An 18945-nucleotide genomic window follows, 5' to 3' on the forward strand; every position below is an offset into this window, starting at 1 on the left:
AGACACCCGATGCATACCCCCCGCGTCAACGATCCGGCGGCCGACGACGTGCTGCTGTGGCGTTCACCCGACAGCGTCCCGCCGCGCCCGCGCCGGGTGCTGGTGGTCGACGACTACCGCGACGCGGCCGATGCGCTGCAACTGCTGCTGGAGGCGCGCGGTTTCGAATGCCGCGTCGCCGACGATCCGTTCGCCGTCTGCGCGCTCGCGCGCGACTGGCAGCCGTTCGCGATCGTGCTGGACATCGCGATGCCGGGCCTCGACGGCCTGCAGCTCGCGACGCGGCTGCGCGCCGACCCGCGCACCGCCGACATGCTGCTCGTCGCCTGCAGCGCGCACGCGTCGCAGCGCGATCGCGAGCGTGCGCGCGAAGCAGGCTTCGACGCGCACTGCGCGAAGCCGCTCACGCCGCACCGGCTGCTCGCCTACCTGGAATCGGCGAGCAGCGGGCGGCGCTGACGCGCGCGGCGCGGGACGTTACACGACGCTTGTAAAACGGTGCCGGGCGGCGCGGCGGCGGGCTCGCGCGCATGATCGATTGGGTGATCGTTCGCGCGGACGCACCGCCGCGCTCGCGCGCCGGTATCTTCCCGGCTGGGTCTGCCCGGACGAATCATGCACAATACCGGGCATTCGAGAACCGGAGACCAGGGCCGTGGGAATCAATTTCGATTTGACCGACTTGCAGGCGTTTCGCGCGGTGGTGGAGCTGGGGAGCTTCCGTAAGGCCGCCGAATCGATCAGCATTTCGCAGCCCGCGTTGAGCCGCCGCATCGAGAAGCTGGAGGACGCGCTCGGCGTGCGGCTGTTCGAGCGCACCACGCGCAGCGTCACGCTGACCACCGTCGGCCGCGTGTTCGCGCCGAGCGCCGAGCAGCTGCTCGACGATCTCGACGTCGCGCTGCTCGGCATCCGCGACGTGTCGTCGAGCCGCCTCGGCCATGTGACGATCGCCTGCGTGCCGTCGGTCGCCTACTACTTCCTGCCGAACGTGATCGCCAGCTACCATCGCCGCTTTCCGCGCATTCGCGTCAAGCTGCTGGATGCGAGCGCGAACGAGGTGCTGAGCGCCGTCATCAGCGGCGAGGCCGATTTCGGTGTGAGCTTCATGGGCAGCCAGGAGCCTGAAGTCGAATTCCGGCTGCTGCTGCAGGAGCGCTTCGTCGCCGCGTGCCGGCGCGATCATCCGCTCGCGGGCAAGAAGCGCGTGACGTGGGACGAGCTCTATGCGTACGACTACGTGTCGGTCGACAAGACCTCCGGCAACCGTCTGCTGCTCGATCAGGCGCTGACCGCCGTCGCGCCGCGCGCGGCGAGCGTGTGCGAAACCCGTCACGTGACGACCATGCTCGGCTTGATCGAAGCGGGGCTCGGCGTGGCCGCGGTGCCGTCGATGGCGATGCCGGGGCGCGACCATCCGGTGCTCACGAGCGTGCCGCTCGTCGAGCCGGTGGTCAAACGCCGCGTGGGGATCGTGAAGCGGCGCGGGCGCACGCTGACGCCGGCCGCCGAAGCGTTTCACCGCGCGGTGCTCGATGCGCGGCGCGGCGCCGCGGCCGGCAGCGAGGCGGCGGCATGATGCGCGCATCGGCTGCCGTTCTTGCATACGCGTCCGCAACCGCAGCAGCAACGGCGGAGCGCGCCGCATCGTGACGACCGCAACACCGCTTCGTTCGTTGTACGTGCAGGTCCTGCTCGCCATGGCGCTCGGCGTGAGCGTCGGCCATTTCTGGCCGCACGCGGGCGCGCTGCTCAAGCCGCTCAGCGATGCCTTCGTCGGGCTCGTGCGGATGATGATCGCGCCGATCGTGTTCTGCACGATCGTGTCGGGCATCACGTCGCTGGCGAACGGCCGGGCGATCGGCCGCACGATCGTGCGCGCGCTCGCGCTGTTCTATCTGCTGACCGCGGCCGCGCTCGCGTTCGGGCTCGTCGCCGCGTTCGTGCTGCGCCCCGGCGCGGGCATGCACGTCGACGTGCATCACCTCGATCCGAACATCCTCGCGCCATATGCACGGCAGGCGCCGCCGCGCGGCCTGGTGGCGTTCGCGCTCGACGTGATCCCCGAGACGATGCTCGGCGCGTTCCGCAACGGCGACGTGCTGCCGGTGCTGCTGCTGTCGCTGCTGTTCGGCTTCGCGCTGAATGCGCATCCGCAGGCCGGGCGGCCCGTGCTGGCGCTGATCGACGGCGTCGCGCAGGTCGTGTTCCGCGTGCTCGCGATGATCATGCGGCTCGCGCCGCTCGGCGCGTTCGGCGCGATGGCGTTCACGGTCGGGCGCTTCGGCATCGGCTCGGTCGGCTCGCTGGCGTGGCTGATCGTGTCGTTCTACGTCGCCTGCGTGCTGTTCGTCGCGCTGGTGCTCGCGCCGCTCGCGCGGCTGCACGGTTTCTCGCTGTGGCGGCTGTTGCGCTACATCCGCGAGGAGTTGCTGATCGTGCTCGCGACGTCGTCCACCGAGCCCGTGTTGCCGCGGCTGATCGTCAAGCTCGAGGCGCTCGGGTGCGACAAGGGCGTGGTCGGGCTCGTGCTGCCGGCCGGCTATTCGTTCAACCTGGACGGCACCGCGATCTATCTGACGCTCGCCGCGCTGTTCATCGCGCAGGCGTGCGACGTGCCGCTGTCCGCGCCGCAGATCGCCGCGCTGCTGGCGGTGATGCTCGTCACGTCGAAGGGCGCGGCCGGCGTGTCGGGCAGCGGGCTCGTGGCGCTCGTCGCGACGCTCGTCGTGATGCCCGACCTGCCGGTCGCCGGCGTCGCGCTGCTGGTCGGCATCGACCGGTTCATGTCCGAGGCGCGTGCGTTGACGAGCGTGATCAGCAACGCGTGCGCGGTGATCTTGGTGGCGTCGTGGGAAGGCGCATGCGACCGTGCGCGCCTCGTGCGGGTGCTGAGCGGCGCGGGGACGGCCGGCGCGGACGAGGCCGAAGCCGGCGCGTAGTGCACCTGGTGCGCGTAGTGCGGCGGGAAGGCGGGGAAGGCGGGGGGAGAGCGGCGGGAAGCGCGGCGTCGTGTCCGCGCCCGCCGCACGTGCTCAATGCGCGGACACCGAATCCAGCCCGGTCGACTTCACTTGCGGCTGTACGTCGGGCGACGCGAGATAGTCGAGCAGCGCCTTCGCTTCGGCCGGATGTTGCGCGCCGACCGGGATGCCGGCCGCGAAGCGCGTGACGGACTGCAGCGCTTCCGGAATCTTGCCGACGTAGGTCACGCCCTTGACGGGCAGCAGCTCGCTGACCTGCTGGAAGCCGATTTCGTAGTCGCCGTTCGCGACCACCGAGGCGACCGGAATCCGCGGAATCATCTTCGCCTTCGATTTGACCTGGTCCTCGATGCCGAGCTTCTTGAACAGCTCGCGCTCGATGTAGACGCCGCTCGCGCTGTCCGAGTACGCGATCGATTTGGCATGCAGCAGCACCTGCTTGAGGCCGTCGGCCGTGCCGATGTCGGGGGTCGGCGCGCCGGCGCGCACCACCATGCCGATGCGCGAATCGGCCAGCTCGACGCGCGAGCCGGCGATCACCTTGCCTTGCCGGATCAGGTCGTCGAGCGCGTAGCCGACCATGATCACCGCGTCGGCCGGCTCGCCGCGCGCGAGCCGGTTCGGAATCGCCTCGGCCGACTTGCCCATCGACGGGCCGAGCGCGGTGTCGAGCGTGTTGCCGGTGTGCGCCTCGAACTGCGGGCCGAGCAGCTTGTAGGCGGCCGTGAAGCCGCCCGAGCTCATCACGTGCAGCTCGGCCGCCTGCACGGTCGTGGCGAGCGCGGCTGCGGCGACGAGCGCGCTCGCGCAGAGGGTGTGGAACAGTTTTTTCATGGCCGTGTCGGTCGTCGTGGTCGAGCGGTGTCGGGGTAGCGATGCGGCTGCGGAATTCAGTGCGTCAGTGCGCGGGCGTGAGCGTCGCCGGCTGGCGGCGATACAGCGCGAAGGTCGCGAGCAGCGCGCACACCGCGGCGAGGCTCATCCAGTAGCCGGGCGCGGCCTTGTCGCCCGTCATGTGGATGAGCGCGGTCGAGATCGCCGGCGTGAAGCCGCCGAACACGGCGGTGGCGAGGCTGTAGGCGAGCGAGAAGCCCGCGACGCGCACTTCGACCGGCATCACTTCCGTCAGCGCGACGACCATCGCGCCGTTGTAGATCCCGTACATGAACGACAGCCACAGCAGCACGAGCAGCATGTTGATGAACGACGGCGCGTGAGCGAGCAGCGACAGCGCCGGATACGCGGTGGCGATCGCCAGCAGCGTCATGCCGACGAGCAGCGGGCGGCGGCCGATGCGGTCCGACAGCGCGCCGCCGATCGGCAGCCACACGAAGTTCGACACGCCGACGCACAGCGTCACGAGCAGGCTGTCGGCGGTGCTCAGGTGCAGCACCGTCTTGCCGAAGGTCGGCGCGTAGACGGTGATCAGGTAGAAGCTCGTGGTGGTCATCGCGACCAGCATCATCCCGGCGATCACGACGCCCCAGTTGCGCGCGAGCGTGGCGAACACTTCCTTCATGCTCGGGCGATGCCGGCGCGCGGTGAACTCCTGCGTTTCCTGGAGATTGCGACGCAGCATGAAGATGAACGGGACGATCATGCAGCCGACGAAGAACGGCACGCGCCAGCCCCACGCGGCGATGGCCGACGTGCTGAGCCAGTGATTCAGCGCGAAGCCGAGCGCGGCCGCGACGACGATCGCGACCTGCTGGCTGGCCGACTGCCAGCTCGTGTAGAAGCCCTTGCGGCCGGGCGTGGCCAGTTCGGCGAGATAGACCGACACGCCGCCCAGCTCGGCTCCGGCCGAGAAGCCCTGCAGCAGCCGCCCGGCCAGCACCAGCACCGGAGCCAGCATGCCGATCGTCGCGTAACCCGGTACGAACGCGATCAGGATCGTGCCGCTCGCCATGATCGCCAGCGTGACGATCAGGCCCTTGCGGCGGCCGACGTCGTCGATGTACGCGCCGAGCACGATCGCGCCGAGCGGACGCATCAGGAAGCCGGCGCCGAACACGGCGAAGGTCATCATCAGCGACGCGAATTCGCTCGCGGCCGGAAAGAACACCGCGGCGATCTGCGTCGCGTAGAAGCCGAACAGGAAGAAGTCGAATTGCTCGAGGAAGTTGCCGGCCGTCACGCGGAATACCGCGGCGGCCTTCGAGCGTCCGGTCGAAGGGCTGGACGAGGGATGCATCAGGGTGTCTCCAGGAAAGCGGGAAAGGCGCGGGGCGCGATCGATTGTTGTTTCGCCAATGTTCGCCCGGAGACGGCAAAACGAGAAGTGCGATTTTTGCAGCGATTGATGTTGTTTCGTTATCAATCGGCGCGCGGGCCGAGGACGACACCAGGACGAAAAAAAGCCCCGCATTCTGCGGGGCAGGTCGGCTCAACTGCTGCCGAATCCGGATGACGCGTCAGTTTCAGTGATGGCCGCGGGTGCGCGGGTCGGTCAGATCCTCGGTCGGGTCGGTCAGCCCGAGTTCGTCGCTGGCGCTCCAGTACGGCGTGCTGCCGTAGTACTCGTGCAGCGGCTCGGCCCATTGCGGGTCGGCCATCGCCGGCCAGTGATCCTTGTCGAAGCCCGGCGCGTTCTTGATCCGCTCGGACGACACCGACAGCAGGAAGCACTTGCGTTCGGTGTCGAGCGTCAGTGCGCTCCACGGAATCGCGAGCAGCTTGTCGCCGATGCCGAGCAGGCCGCCGCTCGACAGCACGGCGTACGCCACGCGGCCCGAGCGCACGTCGAGCATGATGTCCTTGATCTTGCCGACGTCGTCGCCGTCGGTCGTGTAGACCTTGTTGCCTTCCAGCGTGTCGGCGGCCATCACGTCGGGACCGGGGCCGGCTGCGGTCGCCGCGCCCTTGCCGATGATGCGGGCTTGTCCTTGGTCGGTAGTCTGCATGGTTGTCCTCCTGGCTGTGTAGGCGCGACCGTGCCCGGGATGGGCCCTGCGGGTCGCGCGGGTGGTCGGGCGGGGCGCACGCGCCCCGTCACGTCTGCTTCGGTTGCGACACGCCTTCCAGCGTGTTGGCTACTTCGTCGCGCGCCGGGCTGGCCGTGCGCGTCGCGATGTCCGCGAGCGACAGCATGCCGACCAGCCGCTTGTCGTGGTCGACGACCGGCAGCCGGCGCAGCTGCGCGTCGGCCATGTAGTGCTGGATCTCGTCGAGCGAATCGTCGACGAAACACCATTCGATCGGGCCTGACGCGACTTCGTGCACGCGCGTTTCCGGCGGCTTGCCCGCCGAGATCGCGCGCACGGCGAGATCGCGGTCGGTGACCATCCCGATCAGCCGGTTGTTGTCGCACACCGGCAGCGCGCCGATGTCGTAGCGCTCCATCAGTTGCGCGGCATGACGGATCGAGTCGGTCGGCGCGATGCGCACGACGTCCTGCGACATGATTTCGTTGACGCGATGCATTGAGGTCCTCCTCGCGAGTTGGGGGCCGGGCCGTGCGCTGCCGCAAGCGGCGTGCCGCGGCCAGGGTCATTCGTCGCGGCGCTTGGCCGGGTCCTGCCAGGGGCCGTCGTCATGCGTGCCCGGGGGCGTATCGGGGTCGATGCGCGTGACGCCGCCGGTCGCGGGCGGGTCGCTCGCCGGGAACGTGTCCTCGAGCTGCTTGTCGATGTGGCGCTCCGAGTGGCCCGTCCTGGTCTGATCCTGGTCCTTCAGCGGCGGCTGCGGGTCGGGATGCCGCTCCTGTTCCGGCGTATCGATGCCGGCTCGGGTCGAATCGCTCATGGCGTGGCTCCGTATCGTTGGCGTTGACGTGCCGATGGCGCAACCGGCGTGCCTGCAACGCGCGGCGGCACACGATTTGCCGTCTGCGTGGCGGAGGACCACGCGCGGCGCCACGCGCCGCACGCACACACGCACATGCAATCCACACGCAATCGAGCGGGAGGCACGATGACCATTCCAAAACGACGACCCGGAGTGCGCTACGAAGTGAACGTATGCGGCGGCGGCTTCGATTCGGTGAAGAGCCACTTCAGCGCATGGAAACGGGAGCCGCTGATCTACCGGCCCGAGCGGCGGATGTTCGAGGGCAAGGCCGACGTGCGGCCGCTCGACGAGACCTTCGGTTCGACCGAACCGGCGCGGTTCGCGCTGCAGACCGCGTGCGAGCCGGCCGACGCGTATGCGCTCGCCGCGCGGGTGCGCGACGACGGCCGCGAGCTGTGGCTCGTGATGGCGGCGTACGAGAGCTAGCGCGATGCCGTTGAAAGAATTGCAGCGCGCGGTGTAGGGAAGACATGGAATGCGACCGCGCCGCGGTGCGCGGCGGCGGGCGGCCCGTCGGGCCGCGCCTGTCGCGGCGGCATAGCGCTTGCGGGCTGTTGTGGGCCTTAGCGGGCCTGATGGTCGCGCGGTCGCGCGACATCGCGCGCCGCCATGTGGAGATCGGCGCCGCTTGCGCCGACACGACGCGATGAACGACTGCCTATGAACCCGATCCTTATCCGAAAGCTGCATCGCCCCGAGCCGCCGCTGCCGGACGTCGAGCCGGAGCCCGAGCCGCCCGCGCCGACCGAGGTGCCGCCCGGCGTGCCGGAACCGTACCAGGATCCCGAGGGCGATCCGCCCGCGCACCCGCCGCCGGAGCGCGAGCCGCCGACCCGCGAGCCGCCGATCCGGGCGCGGTGGGCGGTGAAATTCACAACGTTGATGGAGGTCTCACATGAATATCCGCGTGAAACCCGGCATGTTGCGCGACGTTGCCGAGACGCTCGGCCGTCATTTCGACGCACGCGAGATGCCGTTTCATGTCGAGGAGCGGCCGGCCGGCGCGCTGCATATCGGCTTTCGCGTCGACGGCCATCCGGCCTCGCTGACGGTCACGTTCGACGCCGACGCGTTCGCCGCGCTGGAACACGCCGGCGTCGAGCGGCAGCGCGGCGCGCTCACGCGCGTCGCCGCCGAATTCGACACGATGATGGCGCGCCGCGCGCCCACCGCGTATGCGGGCGATTTCCACTTCAACGGGCTCTGAGCCGGACCGTTCAGGCCGGCTCGGTGCCTGCGACTTGTCACGGAGGATTCGATGAAACCGATCCAGACGATACGCGTGGGCGCCGTTGCGTTTGCCGCCGCGTGCGCGCTGGGCGCATGCATGCAACCGCGGCCGACCACGACGATGCCGGACGCGAACACGCGCTACGACACGCGGCCGTCGCCGCACAACACGCTGCCGGCCGGTGCGGCGGGTGGCGAGCCGGCCGACGTGCCGCCGCCCGGACCGAACGGCGCAGAGGGCGATGCGCCGCTGCCGGGCACGCCGCCGCCGATGCAGTACTGAGGCGAGCGGTTGGTGCTGCGGGGTGGGAGCGTGCGGGACGTAGGAGGCACGCGCGCCGCATGAGACGCACGACGCATGAGGCGCACGACGCACGACGCACGCGCGGCACCTGCCACCCGGCACCCGGTACATGCCACCCGGCACCCGGCACCCGGCAGCCGGCAGCCGGCACCCGGCAGCCGGCACACGGCACACGGCACACGGCACACGGCACATCGCGCGTGGAGGGCGCACGGAGGGGGCCGGACCCGCAGGCCGCGCACGACACGCGAGAAGCGCAAGAAGCGCAAGAAGCGCAAGAAGCGCAAGAAGCGCAGCGCACGCAGTCGCCTCTGTAGCCCTCGGCGCGCGCCCGCCGCGCTCGGCGCCCCCGTCGCCGCCCCCGTCGCCGCGACCAAAATCCTCGCGCCTCCCGCCCCCGCAACCGCCGTGCCGCGCGCCCCGACGACGCGCCCCCGAACTTCCCGCCGCTTGTAAAAAAGCGGTCTCACGCGCCGCCCGCGCCAGGGTACGAACCCTTGAGAGCCGCGCCGGACGGCGCTTTGCCGTACTGGCACGGAAGCTGCATCGATCCCCCGCATACGAATTCCACACACCGTCAGGAGGACATCGATGTCAGTCACGCTTGCGCTCCAGATGCGACAGCACCTGGCCCTCACGCCGAGGCTTCAGCAGTCGCTTCGTCTGCTGCAGTTGTCTTCGCTGGAATTCCAGCAGGAATTGCGGCAGGCGCTCGACTCGAATCCGTTTCTCGAAGATGGCCAGAGCGACGACGAGGCGCCGGCCGATCCACCCGAACATACCGCCGAGGCAGCCCCGCAGGACACCGCGGCCGAGCGCGACGACGTGCGCGCGCCGGACGGCGACGTGTCGTACACGGCGGCCCCGACGATGCGCGGCACGGGCCGCCAGGGCGAGGATGGCGGCGATCTGTCGCCGGGCGAATGGATGGCCGCCGAGCCGTCGCTGCATCAGCATCTGCACGACGCGCTGCGGCTCTATCCGCTGAACCGGCGCGATCGCGAGGCGGCGCGCATCGTGATCGACGCGCTGGACGAAGACGGCTACCTGCGGCAGGAACTCGGTGATCTGCTGGGCGCCGCCGATCCGGCGCTGCTGGTGTCCGAGCAGGATCTGGCCGTCGCGTTGCGGCTCGTGCAGATGCTCGATCGGCCCGGCATCGCCGCGCGCTCGCTGTCCGAATGCCTGCTGCTGCAGCTCGACGCGATCCCGGCCGGCACGCCGGCGCTCGCTGAAGCGAAGGCGATTGCGCGCGACCACCTCGAACGGCTCGCGCGCCGGGAAACGGCGGAGATCCAGCGGCGCGTCGGCTGCAACCAGCAGACGCTGCAAGCCGCCTGCGCGCTCGTGCGCGGGCTCGATCCGCGCCCCGGCAATCACTACGGCAGCACGCGCGGCGACTACGTGGTGCCGGACGTGATCGTGCGTCAGGTGCGCGACGAATGGATCGTCACGATCAACCCGGCCGTGCTGCCGCGCGCGCGTCTGCACGAGCGTTACGCGACGTTGTTCGCGCAGTCGAGCGGCGAGCGCGATTCGCCGCTCGGCCAGCAGCTGCAGGAAGCGCGCTGGCTGATCCGCAACGTGCAGAAGCGCTTCGACACGATCCAGCGTGTCGGCGAATGCATCGTCGCGCGGCAGCGCGACTTCTTCCGCTACGGCGAGATCGCGATGAAGCCGCTCGTGCTGCGCGACATCGCCGAGGAGCTCGATCTGCACGAATCGACCGTGTCGCGCGCGACGGGCAACAAGTACATGGCCACGCCGCACGGCACCTTCGAGTTCAAGCATTTCTTCCCGCGCAAGCTCGAGGCAGCCGGCAAGGGCGTGTGCTCGGCATCGGCCGCGAAGGTGCTGATCCGCGACATGATCGCGGCCGAGCGCCACACCGATCCGCTGTCGGACGTCGCGCTCGCGCAGAACCTCGCGGGGCGCGGCATTCTTCTTGCGCGCCGTACCGTGACCAAGTATCGCCAGGCGATGAAGATTCCGCCGGCCGAGATGCGCCGGCGCGACGCCGCATGACGATACCGTTCGAACTGCGCGCGGCCCGCGAGCCGCGGCCACCGCGCGCGTCACCGAAAGGAGGCAAGCGATGCCAGCCAAATCCCAGGCACAGCAGCGCGCCGCGGGGGCCGCCCTGTCGGCCAAGCGCGGCGACACGAAAATGAAGGACCTGAAGCCGCCGTCGAAGTCGATGGCCAAATCGATGAGCGAGAAGGAGCTCGAGAAAATGGCCTCGACGCCGACCCACGGCAAACCCAAGCACAAGCACGATTCTTGATCGCGGCGAGCGCGCCGCCGGTCACCGTCAACCAGGAGGAATTCATGCTTCGATACGCCATCATCTTCTTCGTCATCGCGATCATCGCCGCCGTGTTCGGCTTCGGCGGCATTGCGGCCGGTGCGGCCGAGATCGCGAAGATCCTGTTCTACATCTTCGTCGTGATCTTCCTGGTCACGCTGCTGCTGGGCGTCGTGCGTAGATGACGGACGCGCCCGACCGTTCGCAGCGCATCGCCGAACTCGAACATGCGCTCGCGAACGGGTTTCCGTCGCAGTCGACCCTCGTCGTCCACGCGGACGACGCGTCGGGCCGGCTGACGATCCAGGTGTCGTGGGTGCGCGTGCCGGCCGACGAGCGCGCACGCCAGTGGCGCTGCGTGGTCGACCTCAGCTTCGCGCCCGACGTGCTCGCGCGTTACGCGTCGCTCGGCACGGCCGACCGGCTGCGCGTGCGCACGCACGTGTGCGACCTCGCTCGCCGCGCGGTGGACGAGGAGAAGCCGCGCGTCGAGGATGCCGAGATCGAATGCCGCGTCGCGGTGGACGTGACGCGCGCCGAACTCGACGACGCATTGCGCGCGCCCTGACGCCGCACCCGTGGTCCGCCGCGCCATCGCGCGCGGCCGCGCCGGCTCGCGCCGCCCCGGCGCGGGCCGTTTTCCGTAGCCGCGACACGCGCCGCGCCGTCGCGTGCACGTCGCCGCTCCTGACCGAATCGATACGAGGATGCCTGCATGACGAACTCCGCTCCATCCGGCAGCCAGCCTTCCGCCGCACCGCAATCCGACAGCGCGAAGGCGCGTCAGCTCGACGAGCACCGTAAGCACCCTGACGGCGAGGCGTTGCGCACCAACCAGGGCGTGCGCATCGCCGACAACCAGAACACGTTGCGCGCCGGCGCGCGCGGCCCGTCGCTGCTCGAAGACTTCATCATGCGCGAGAAGATCACGCACTTCGATCACGAGCGGATCCCCGAGCGTGTCGTGCATGCGCGCGGGTCGGCCGCGCACGGCGTGTTTCGCGTCTACGAGTCGATGGCCGACTACACGAAGGCGGCGTTCCTGCAGGACCCGGCGGCCGAGACGCCGGTCTACGTGCGCTTCTCGACCGTGCAGGGCCCGCGCGGCTCGGCAGACACCGTGCGCGACGTGCGCGGCTTCGCGGTGAAGTTCTATACCGAGGAAGGCAACTACGATCTGGTCGGCAACAACATGCCGGTGTTCTTCATCCAGGACGCGATCAAGTTCCCGGACTTCGTGCACGCGGTGAAGCCGGAGGCGCCGAACGAGATGCCGACCGGCGCGTCCGCGCATGACACGTTCTGGGATTTCGTGTCGCTCGTGCCCGAGACCACGCACATGGTGCTGTGGCTGATGTCCGACCGCGCGCTACCGGCGAGCTATCGCGCGATGGACGGCTTCGGCGTGCACACGTTCCGGTTCGTCAACGCGGCCGGCGCCGAGCATTTCGTGAAATTCCACTGGCGGCCGGTGAGCGGCGCGTATTCGCTGTTGTGGGACGAGGCGCAGCGCATCGCCGGCCACGACCCGGACTTCAACCGCCGCGATCTGTGGATGGCGATCGAGCGCGGCGACTATCCGGAATTCGAACTGGGCGTGCAGCTGATCGACCCGGCCGACGCGCGCAAATTCGACTTCGACCTGCTCGACCCGACCAAGCTGGTGCCCGAGGAGCTCGTGCCGGTGAAGCCGATCGGCCGCATGACGCTGAACCGCAACCCGGACAACTTCTTCGCCGAAACCGAACAGGTCGCGTTTCATCCCGGCCATGTGGTGCCGGGCATCGACTTCACCAACGACCCGCTGCTGCAGGGGCGGCTGTTCTCGTACACCGACACGCAGCTGAGCCGGCTCGGCGGTCCGAATTTTCACGAGCTGCCGATCAACCGGCCGCTGTGCCCGTTCGCGAACAATCAGCGCGACGCGATGCACCGGCAGACCATTGCGGTCGGTCAGGCGTCGTACGAGCCGAATTCGCTGAACGGCGGCTGGCCGCGCGAGACGCCGCCGGCGCCTGCCGGCGGCGGCTTCGAGACGGTGCCCGAGCCGCTCGAAGGCACCAAGGTGCGCGTGCGCAGCGAATCGTTCGCCGACCATTTCTCGCAGGCCGCGCTGTTCTACCAGAGCATGACCGACATCGAGCAGCGGCACATCCGCGATGCGTATTGCTTCGAGCTCGGCAAGGTGACGAAGCCGGAGATTCGCGCGCGTGTCGTGAACGAGATCATCGCGCGATTCGACGCGGGGCTTGCCGCGGAAGTGGCCGAGCGGCTCGGCTTGCCCGCGCCGCAGACGGCGACGACGCCGGCCGTCGCGCGCCTCGCGCCGTCGTTGAGCCTCGTCGGCCGCGCGAAGCCGACGATCCGCTCGCGCAAGATCGCGCTGGTCGCGACGCCGGGCGTGAGTCAGGCGCTGGTCGACCAGGTGCGCAGCACGCTGGCGGCGGCGGGCGCGGTGCCGACCGTCGTCGCGCCGACGCTCGCGCCGATCGGCAGCATCGTGCCGCAGGCGACGCTCGCGGGGATGCCGTCGGTGATGTTCGACGCGGTGTTCGTCTGCGGCGGCGACGGCCGCGAACTCGCGCACAACGCCGAGGCGTGCCACTTCGTGCGCGAGGCGTTCAAGCACCTGAAGCCGATCGCGGCGGTCGGCTCGGGCCGTCAGCTGTTGAGCGCCGCGCATTTGCCGGACCCGGCCGAAGGCGTGTGCGTCGGCCACGTGGCCGATCTCGACGCGGTGCTCGGCGCGTTTTCCGGCGAGCTTGGCCGGCACCGCGTCTGGGCGCGCGAGCAGCAGGCGGCCGAGCTGCCGGCGTAGCGCCGCACCGCGCGCCCGGCTCGCGCAGACGGGCGCGCCTGCGGCAAGGAGGAACAGGGATGCCACCGCGGATGATATGGAAAGGCGCGATCAGCTTCGGGCTGGTGCACGTGCCCGTGCAACTGTTCCCGGCGACGCGCACCGTCAAGCCGTCGTTCCGGATGCTCGACAGGCGCTCGATGGACCCGGTCGGCTACCGGCAGATCAACAAGCGCACCGGCAAGGAGGTCACGCGCGACGACATCGTGCGCGGCTACGAGTACGAGAAGGAGCGCTACGTGGTGCTGACCGACGACGAGATCCGCTCAGCGAATCCGGAATCGACGCAGACCGTCGATATCCTGACCTTCGTCGACGAGGACGCCGTGTCGTTCCTCTATCTCGACACGCCGTACTACCTCGTGCCGGACCGCAAGGGCGAAAAGGTCTACGCGTTGCTGCGCGATGCGCTGAAGGACAGCGGCAAGATCGGCATCGCGCTGGTCGTGATGCGCGATCGCCAGCATCTGGGCGCGCTGATTCCGGTCGGCCCGCTGCTCGCGCTCGATACGCTGCGCTGGCAGGACGAGCTGCGTCCGCTCGACGAGCTGTCGGTGCCGGCCGACGACGCCAAGCGCGCCGGCGTGACCGCACGCGAGTTCGAGATGGCGAAGAAGCTGATCGACGACATGTCGGGCAAGTGGACGCCCGACGAGTATCACGACACGTTGCGCGACGACATCCTCGAGATGGTGGAGCGCAAGGTGCGCGCGGGCAAGATCGAGGAGATCGAGGAGCGTCCGGCCGAGACCGGCCGCACGGCGACCAACGTCGTCGATCTGACCGAGCTGCTCAAGCGCAGCTTGCGCGGCGGCGGTGGCGGCGGCGGCCGCGCCGCGAGCGCGCGCGATGCGGAGGACGACGGCGAAGCGGATGGGGCGGACGCCGCGCCGCGCGGCGGCGCCCGGCGCAAGCCCGCCGCGAAATCGGCGTCGAAGGGCGCGGCCGCGAAGTCAGCCGAGAAGTCAGCCGAGAAGTCAGCCGAGAAGTCAGCCGAGAAGCCCGCGGCGAAGCGGCCGGCCGCGAAGCGCGCGTCGGCGGCCGAGCATGCGACGAAGAAGACCGCCGCGCGTCGCAAGCACGCGGCCTGACGGTGCGCGATCCAGTTCACGCGAGGTGACGCGATGGCAGGCAAGCTCGATCCGTATCGCCGCAAACGCCATTTCGACGCGACGCCCGAACCCGCCGGCGCGGGCGCGCGGCGGCGCGCGAAGCCGCAGCCGCAGCCCGATGGGCGTGCGGCCCCGCGCCGGCCGTTGCGCTTCGTGATCCAGGAACATCATGCGCGGCGGCTGCACTACGACTTCCGGCTCGAACTCGACGGCACGCTGAAGTCATGGGCGGTGCCGAAGGGGCCGAGCTTCGATCCGTCGGTGAAGCGTCTGGCCGTGCACGTCGAGGATCATCCGGTCGAATACGCGTCGTTCGAAGGGCAGATTCCGGCCGGCCACTACGGCGCCGGGTCGGTCGTCGTGTGGGACGAAGGCACGTGGACGCCCGACGGCGGCGTCGCGGGCGCGCGCAGCGGCTATCGCGCGGGCAAGCTGACGTTCCGGCTCGATGGCGAGAAGCTGCACGGCGGCTGGGCGCTGGTGCGCAGCGGGCGGCAGGAGGGACGCCAGGAGCAGTGGCTGCTGATCAAGGAGCGCGACGAAGCGGCGCGCAGCGCCGATGAATTCGACGTGGTCGGCGAGCGGCCGGGCAGCGTGCACGACGGTGAGGGCGGGGCGTCGTCGGCGACAGGCGGCGCGGGCGCGGACTCGCACGATGCGACGGCGCGCGCGGGGGGCGGCGGCAAGCGCGCCACGCAGACCGGCAAGCGCGCCGCGCGAAGCGGCGAGCGCGCGGCACGAGCCGCCGAGCGCGCCGATGACCGCGATCGCGCCACCGCCCGCGCGCACGTTCGCGATGGCGACCGCGCCGCGGCCCGCGACGGTGCTGCCGCAAGCGACCCCGGCGCCGCCCGCGTCCGAGCTCGCACCGGCGCCGGCGACGCCGACCGCACCCCTCGCCGTACGCGTACTCCCGACCGCGCATCCGCCGGCGACCGCGATCCCTCCACCGTCGAAGGCGCGGTGCGCGCGCCGCTGCCCGAGCGCATCGCGCCGCAACTGGCGACGCTGGTCGACGCGCCGCCCGCCGACGCAGACTGGCGCTACGAGCTGAAATTCGACGGCTACCGGATCCTCGCGCGCATCGCCGGCAAGGGCGCGCGTCGCCACGTGAAGCTGATGACGCGCGAAGGCCGCGACTGGACCGCGAAGCTGCGCGCGCAGCGCGATGCGCTCGCGGCGCTGCCCGTCGACGACGCGTGGCTCGACGGCGAGGCCGTCGTGCTCGGCGCGAACGGCCTGCCCGACTTCCAGGCGTTGCAGAACGCGTTCGGCGCCGGGCAGTCGGACGACGTCACGCTGTTCGTCTTCGACCTGCCGTATCTCGACGGTTACGACCTGCGCGATGCGCCGCTGGCCGCGCGCCGCGCGCTGCTCGAGCCGCTCGTCGCCGACAGCGACCCGACCCGGCTGCGCTTTTCCCCCGATCTCGGCGACGACGTCGCATCGCTGATCGCGAGCGCCTGCGACACCGGCCTCGAAGGGCTGATCGGCAAGCGGGCGGAATCGCGCTATCGCGGCGGACGGTCGGCGGCCTGGATCAAGCTCAAATGCCGGCGCCGGCAGGAATTCGTGATCGGCGGCTACACCGAGCCGTCGGGCAGCCGCCACGGCTTCGGCGCGCTGCTGCTCGGCGTGCACGACGCGCCGCCGGCCGGCAAGCGCTCGCGCGCGGCCGCGCCGCTGCGCTACGTCGGCCGCGTCGGCACCGGCTTCGACGCGCGCGCGCTCGACCGGCTCGCCGCGCTGCTGCGCCGGCACGAGCGCGACACGACGCCGTTCGAGCCGGCGCCGCGCGAACGCACGCGCACGCGCGCGCACTGGGTTGAGCCGACGCTCGTCGCCGAATGCGAATTCGCGGAATGGACCGGCGACGGCATCGTGCGGCAGGCCGCGTTCATCGCGTTGCGCGACGACAAGCCGGCGACGCAGATCGTCCGAGAAATGCCGAAGCATATGGAAACGGAGGGAGCGATGGAGCGACAGCAGAGCACGCCCGACGCGGGCCATGAACGCAAGCGCGCGTCGCGCGCCGCCGACGATACGGGCAAGCGCAAGCCAAACGCGCGCGCGAGCGCGTCCGCGCGCAACGCACGTGAGGACGGCGACGCGGAGCTGTCCGGCCGCGTGCGCATCACGCATCCCGAGCGCGTGCTGGACCCGACGAGCGGCACGCGCAAGATCGATCTCGCACGCTACTGGCAATGGGTGGCGCCGTGGCTGCTGCCCGACCTGAAAGGGCGGCCCGTGTCGCTCGTGCGCGCACCGGGCGACATCACCGGCGAGCTGTTCTTCCAGAAGCACGCCGAGCGCCGCGAGATTCCGTTCGTCACGCAGCACCCCGGGCTCGATCCCGGGCATGGGGCGCTGCTGTCGCTCGACAGCGTCGATGCGCTGCTCGGCGCGGCCCAGATGGGCACGATCGAATTGCATACGTGGAACGCGCATGCATCGAACATCGAGCGGCCCGATCGCATCGTGTTCGACCTCGATCCCGATCCGGCGCTGCCGTGGAGCGCGATGATCGAGGCCGCGCAGCTGGTGCGCGGGCTGCTCGACGAGCTCGGCCTGCGCTCGTTCTGCAAGACGAGCGGCGGCAAGGGGCTGCACGTCGTCGTGCCGATCACGCGGCACATGGGCTGGGACGACGTGAAGGCGTTCTCGCGCGCGCTCGCGCAGCACGTCGCGGGCGCGCTGCCCGAGCGCTTCACCGCGACGATGGGGCCGCGGCACCGGCGCGGCAAGATCTTCATCGACTACCTGCGCAACGGTCGCGGCGCGAGCACGATCGCCGCCTACTCGGTGCGCGCACGGCCGGGGCTGGGCGTATCGGTGCCGCTGCACTGGGACGAGGTGCCCGACACGACGGGCGGCGCGCAGTGGACCATCGACACGCTGCACGAGCGCCTCGAGCGCTTGAAGCGCGACCCGTGGGAAGGCTACGACGACACGCGCCAGCGCATTACCGCGCAGATGCGCGCGCGGCTCGACGGGGCGTGACGCGTTCAGCGGCGACGCTGCTGCAGCCGGTAATACCAGTCCATCAGCGGCGTCGCGGAGATGCCGTGCGCGATCACCGACGCGGACACGACCGCCAGCACCGGCGCCGCGAGCGGACGCACGGCGCTCGATGGTCCGTGCTCGAGCGCGAACAGCAGATAGTAGAAAGAGCCGATTCCGCGGATCCCGAACCATGCCATCAGCCGCCGCTGCGCCGGCGTCGCGCGTGAGCCGGCGAGCGTGAGCGACACCGCGAGCGGGCGCACGGCGAAAAACAGCAGCGCCGCGAGCGCGGCCGCGCCCCACGTGACGAGCGGCGCCGTCAGCGTGCCGAGCACGCTGCCGATCATCGTCATCACGACCGCTTCGGCGATCCGTTCGAGTTCGATCGTGAAATCGAGCACCGATTCGGTCATGAACGCATGCACCTTCTCCGGATGCTTTTCGGTCGCGACCACATCTTCGGAGTCGATCCGGCCGATCACTTCGCGCGGCCGCCGGCCGCCGCTCGCGCGGTACTCGACGCGGCGCATCGCGACGCCCGCCGCGAAGGTCGCGATGAAGCCGAAGGTCTGGGCGAGCTGCGCTGCGCCGAACGACAGCACGATCAGCGCCAGCGCGAAGAAGCCCTCGAAGCCGAGCGCCTGCGCATAGCGCGTGCGCAGCCAGCCGATCGCGCGCGTCGCGCTGGCGCCGAGCACGCCGCCGATCGCGGCCGCGCCCGCGGTGCCCCACAGCGCGGCCAGCAGGAACGTTCCCGACAGCGCCGGCTGCCCGTGCGGCATCTCGGCCGCGCCGCACAGCGCGAGCCCCGCGAGCGCGAACGGCAGCGCGATCCCGTCGTTCATCCCGCCTTCGCCGGACAGTGCGAAGCGCACGAGGTCGCGGTCGCCCGGATCGTGCACCTGCACGTCGTGCGCGAGCACGGGGTCGGTCGGCGCGAGGATCGCCGCGAGCAGCAGCGCGGGACCCCAGCCGAGCCCGAGCGCGAGCATCGCGCAGCCGGCCAGCAGCGGCACCGTGACGATCATCGCGAGCAGGCCGAGGCGGCACGGCACCAGCCACAGCTTGTCGGACAGCGGCACGCGCAGCCGCAAGCCGATCGCGAACAGCGACACCAGCAGCGCGATCTCGACGATTTCGCGCAGCAGCGCCGCGTCGCGTTCGATGTCGAGATGGAGCAGCCCCGCGCCGGCCGGGCCGAGCGCGATGCCGAGCGCGAGATAGATCATCGCGCTGCTGCAGGGCAGATGGCGCAGCGCCGAGGTCGCGACGCCCATGCCCATCAACACCGCACCGACGATCAGATACCAGAGGGTTTCATGCATGCGAAAACGAGTAGTGGGAGAGGGAAAAGGCGTACG

The 18945-nt window shown here is 70.3% G+C and carries 19 protein-coding genes and 1 pseudogene; 14 read left to right on the plus strand and 6 right to left on the minus strand.

Features of this window, described 5'->3' with window-relative positions; all coding sequences use genetic code 11:
• The first annotated feature begins 9 nt into the window (after positions 1-9).
• The 3 genes from AK36_RS25995 (at position 10) to dctA (ending at position 2942) form a co-directional block, all read left to right on the plus strand.
• Positions 10-459 (plus strand): response regulator, encoded by a 450-nt coding sequence (locus tag AK36_RS25995; RefSeq protein ID WP_011879865.1) that lies wholly within the window; start codon positions 10-12, stop codon positions 457-459.
• Between the two features lie 196 nt (positions 460-655).
• Positions 656-1579 (plus strand): LysR family transcriptional regulator, encoded by a 924-nt coding sequence (locus AK36_RS26000; protein WP_011879866.1) that lies wholly within the window; start codon positions 656-658, stop codon positions 1577-1579.
• A gap of 70 nt (positions 1580-1649) precedes the next feature.
• The gene (dctA, locus tag AK36_RS26005) at positions 1650-2942 is read left to right on the plus strand and encodes a C4-dicarboxylate transporter DctA (RefSeq protein ID WP_080938797.1); all 1293 of its coding nucleotides are present in this window, start codon (positions 1650-1652) and stop codon (positions 2940-2942) included.
• A 93-nt stretch (positions 2943-3035) separates the two neighbouring features.
• On the opposite strand, the gene AK36_RS26010 is transcribed toward dctA, so the two are convergent.
• From AK36_RS26010 to AK36_RS26030, 5 genes are all read right to left on the minus strand, one after another.
• Positions 3036-3818: a substrate-binding domain-containing protein gene (locus tag AK36_RS26010; RefSeq protein WP_011879868.1), complete on the minus strand. Its 783-nt coding sequence runs from the start codon at positions 3816-3818 to the stop codon at positions 3036-3038.
• 64 nt (positions 3819-3882) lie between these two features.
• Positions 3883-5178: an MFS transporter gene (tcuC, locus tag AK36_RS26015; protein WP_011879869.1), complete on the minus strand. Its 1296-nt coding sequence runs from the start codon at positions 5176-5178 to the stop codon at positions 3883-3885.
• Positions 5179-5404: 226 nt separating this feature from the next.
• The gene (locus tag AK36_RS26020; RefSeq protein WP_011879870.1) at positions 5405-5887 is read right to left on the minus strand and encodes a PRC-barrel domain-containing protein; all 483 of its coding nucleotides are present in this window, start codon (positions 5885-5887) and stop codon (positions 5405-5407) included.
• 88 nt (positions 5888-5975) lie between these two features.
• The gene (locus AK36_RS26025) at positions 5976-6407 is read right to left on the minus strand and encodes a CBS domain-containing protein (protein WP_011879871.1); all 432 of its coding nucleotides are present in this window, start codon (positions 6405-6407) and stop codon (positions 5976-5978) included.
• A 66-nt stretch (positions 6408-6473) separates the two neighbouring features.
• Positions 6474-6728 (minus strand): hypothetical protein, encoded by a 255-nt coding sequence (locus tag AK36_RS26030; protein ID WP_011879872.1) that lies wholly within the window; start codon positions 6726-6728, stop codon positions 6474-6476.
• 168 nt (positions 6729-6896) lie between these two features.
• Between AK36_RS26030 and AK36_RS26035 the strand changes: the two genes are divergently transcribed.
• The 11 genes and pseudogenes from AK36_RS26035 (at position 6897) to ligD (ending at position 17581) form a co-directional block, all read left to right on the plus strand.
• Positions 6897-7199 carry a hypothetical protein gene (locus AK36_RS26035; protein ID WP_011879873.1) on the plus strand — a complete coding sequence of 101 codons (303 nt, stop codon included), beginning with the start codon at positions 6897-6899 and terminating at the stop codon, positions 7197-7199.
• 234 nt (positions 7200-7433) lie between these two features.
• Positions 7434-7628 (plus strand): annotated as a pseudogene (locus AK36_RS34435) (hypothetical protein); the annotation flags it as partial.
• A 40-nt stretch (positions 7629-7668) separates the two neighbouring features.
• On the plus strand, positions 7669-7980 hold the full coding sequence (locus tag AK36_RS26045) for a hypothetical protein (RefSeq protein ID WP_045579564.1): 312 nt from the start codon (positions 7669-7671) through the stop codon (positions 7978-7980).
• Between the two features lie 51 nt (positions 7981-8031).
• Positions 8032-8286: a hypothetical protein gene (locus tag AK36_RS26050; RefSeq protein WP_045579565.1), complete on the plus strand. Its 255-nt coding sequence runs from the start codon at positions 8032-8034 to the stop codon at positions 8284-8286.
• A gap of 612 nt (positions 8287-8898) precedes the next feature.
• Positions 8899-10332 carry an RNA polymerase factor sigma-54 gene (locus AK36_RS26055; RefSeq protein ID WP_011879876.1) on the plus strand — a complete coding sequence of 478 codons (1434 nt, stop codon included), beginning with the start codon at positions 8899-8901 and terminating at the stop codon, positions 10330-10332.
• 70 nt (positions 10333-10402) lie between these two features.
• The gene (locus tag AK36_RS26060; protein WP_011879877.1) at positions 10403-10591 is read left to right on the plus strand and encodes a DUF3008 family protein; all 189 of its coding nucleotides are present in this window, start codon (positions 10403-10405) and stop codon (positions 10589-10591) included.
• A 44-nt stretch (positions 10592-10635) separates the two neighbouring features.
• A complete protein-coding gene (locus AK36_RS26065; RefSeq protein ID WP_006498332.1) occupies positions 10636-10797 on the plus strand; it encodes a DUF1328 family protein in 162 nt (53 codons plus the stop codon).
• Positions 10794-11180 (plus strand): DUF3022 domain-containing protein, encoded by a 387-nt coding sequence (locus tag AK36_RS26070; protein WP_011879878.1) that lies wholly within the window; start codon positions 10794-10796, stop codon positions 11178-11180. Before AK36_RS26065 ends, AK36_RS26070 begins: the two co-directional genes overlap by 4 nt.
• A gap of 147 nt (positions 11181-11327) precedes the next feature.
• Positions 11328-13430, plus strand: a complete 2103-nt coding sequence (katE, locus tag AK36_RS26075) for a catalase HPII (RefSeq protein WP_045579566.1) — start codon at positions 11328-11330, stop codon at positions 13428-13430.
• Between the two features lie 59 nt (positions 13431-13489).
• Positions 13490-14560, plus strand: coding sequence for a non-homologous end joining protein Ku (ku, locus tag AK36_RS26080; protein WP_045579567.1), 1071 nt, complete (start codon positions 13490-13492; stop codon positions 14558-14560).
• A 33-nt stretch (positions 14561-14593) separates the two neighbouring features.
• Positions 14594-17581 carry a DNA ligase D gene (gene ligD, locus AK36_RS26085; RefSeq protein WP_045579568.1) on the plus strand — a complete coding sequence of 996 codons (2988 nt, stop codon included), beginning with the start codon at positions 14594-14596 and terminating at the stop codon, positions 17579-17581.
• A gap of 5 nt (positions 17582-17586) precedes the next feature.
• Here ligD and AK36_RS26090 read toward each other — a convergent pair whose 3' ends face one another.
• The gene (locus tag AK36_RS26090) at positions 17587-18909 is read right to left on the minus strand and encodes a cation:proton antiporter (protein WP_011879882.1); all 1323 of its coding nucleotides are present in this window, start codon (positions 18907-18909) and stop codon (positions 17587-17589) included.
• Positions 18910-18945: the final 36 nt, after the last annotated feature.

This window comes from Burkholderia vietnamiensis LMG 10929, assembly GCF_000959445.1.
Lineage (GTDB): Bacteria > Pseudomonadota > Gammaproteobacteria > Burkholderiales > Burkholderiaceae > Burkholderia > Burkholderia vietnamiensis.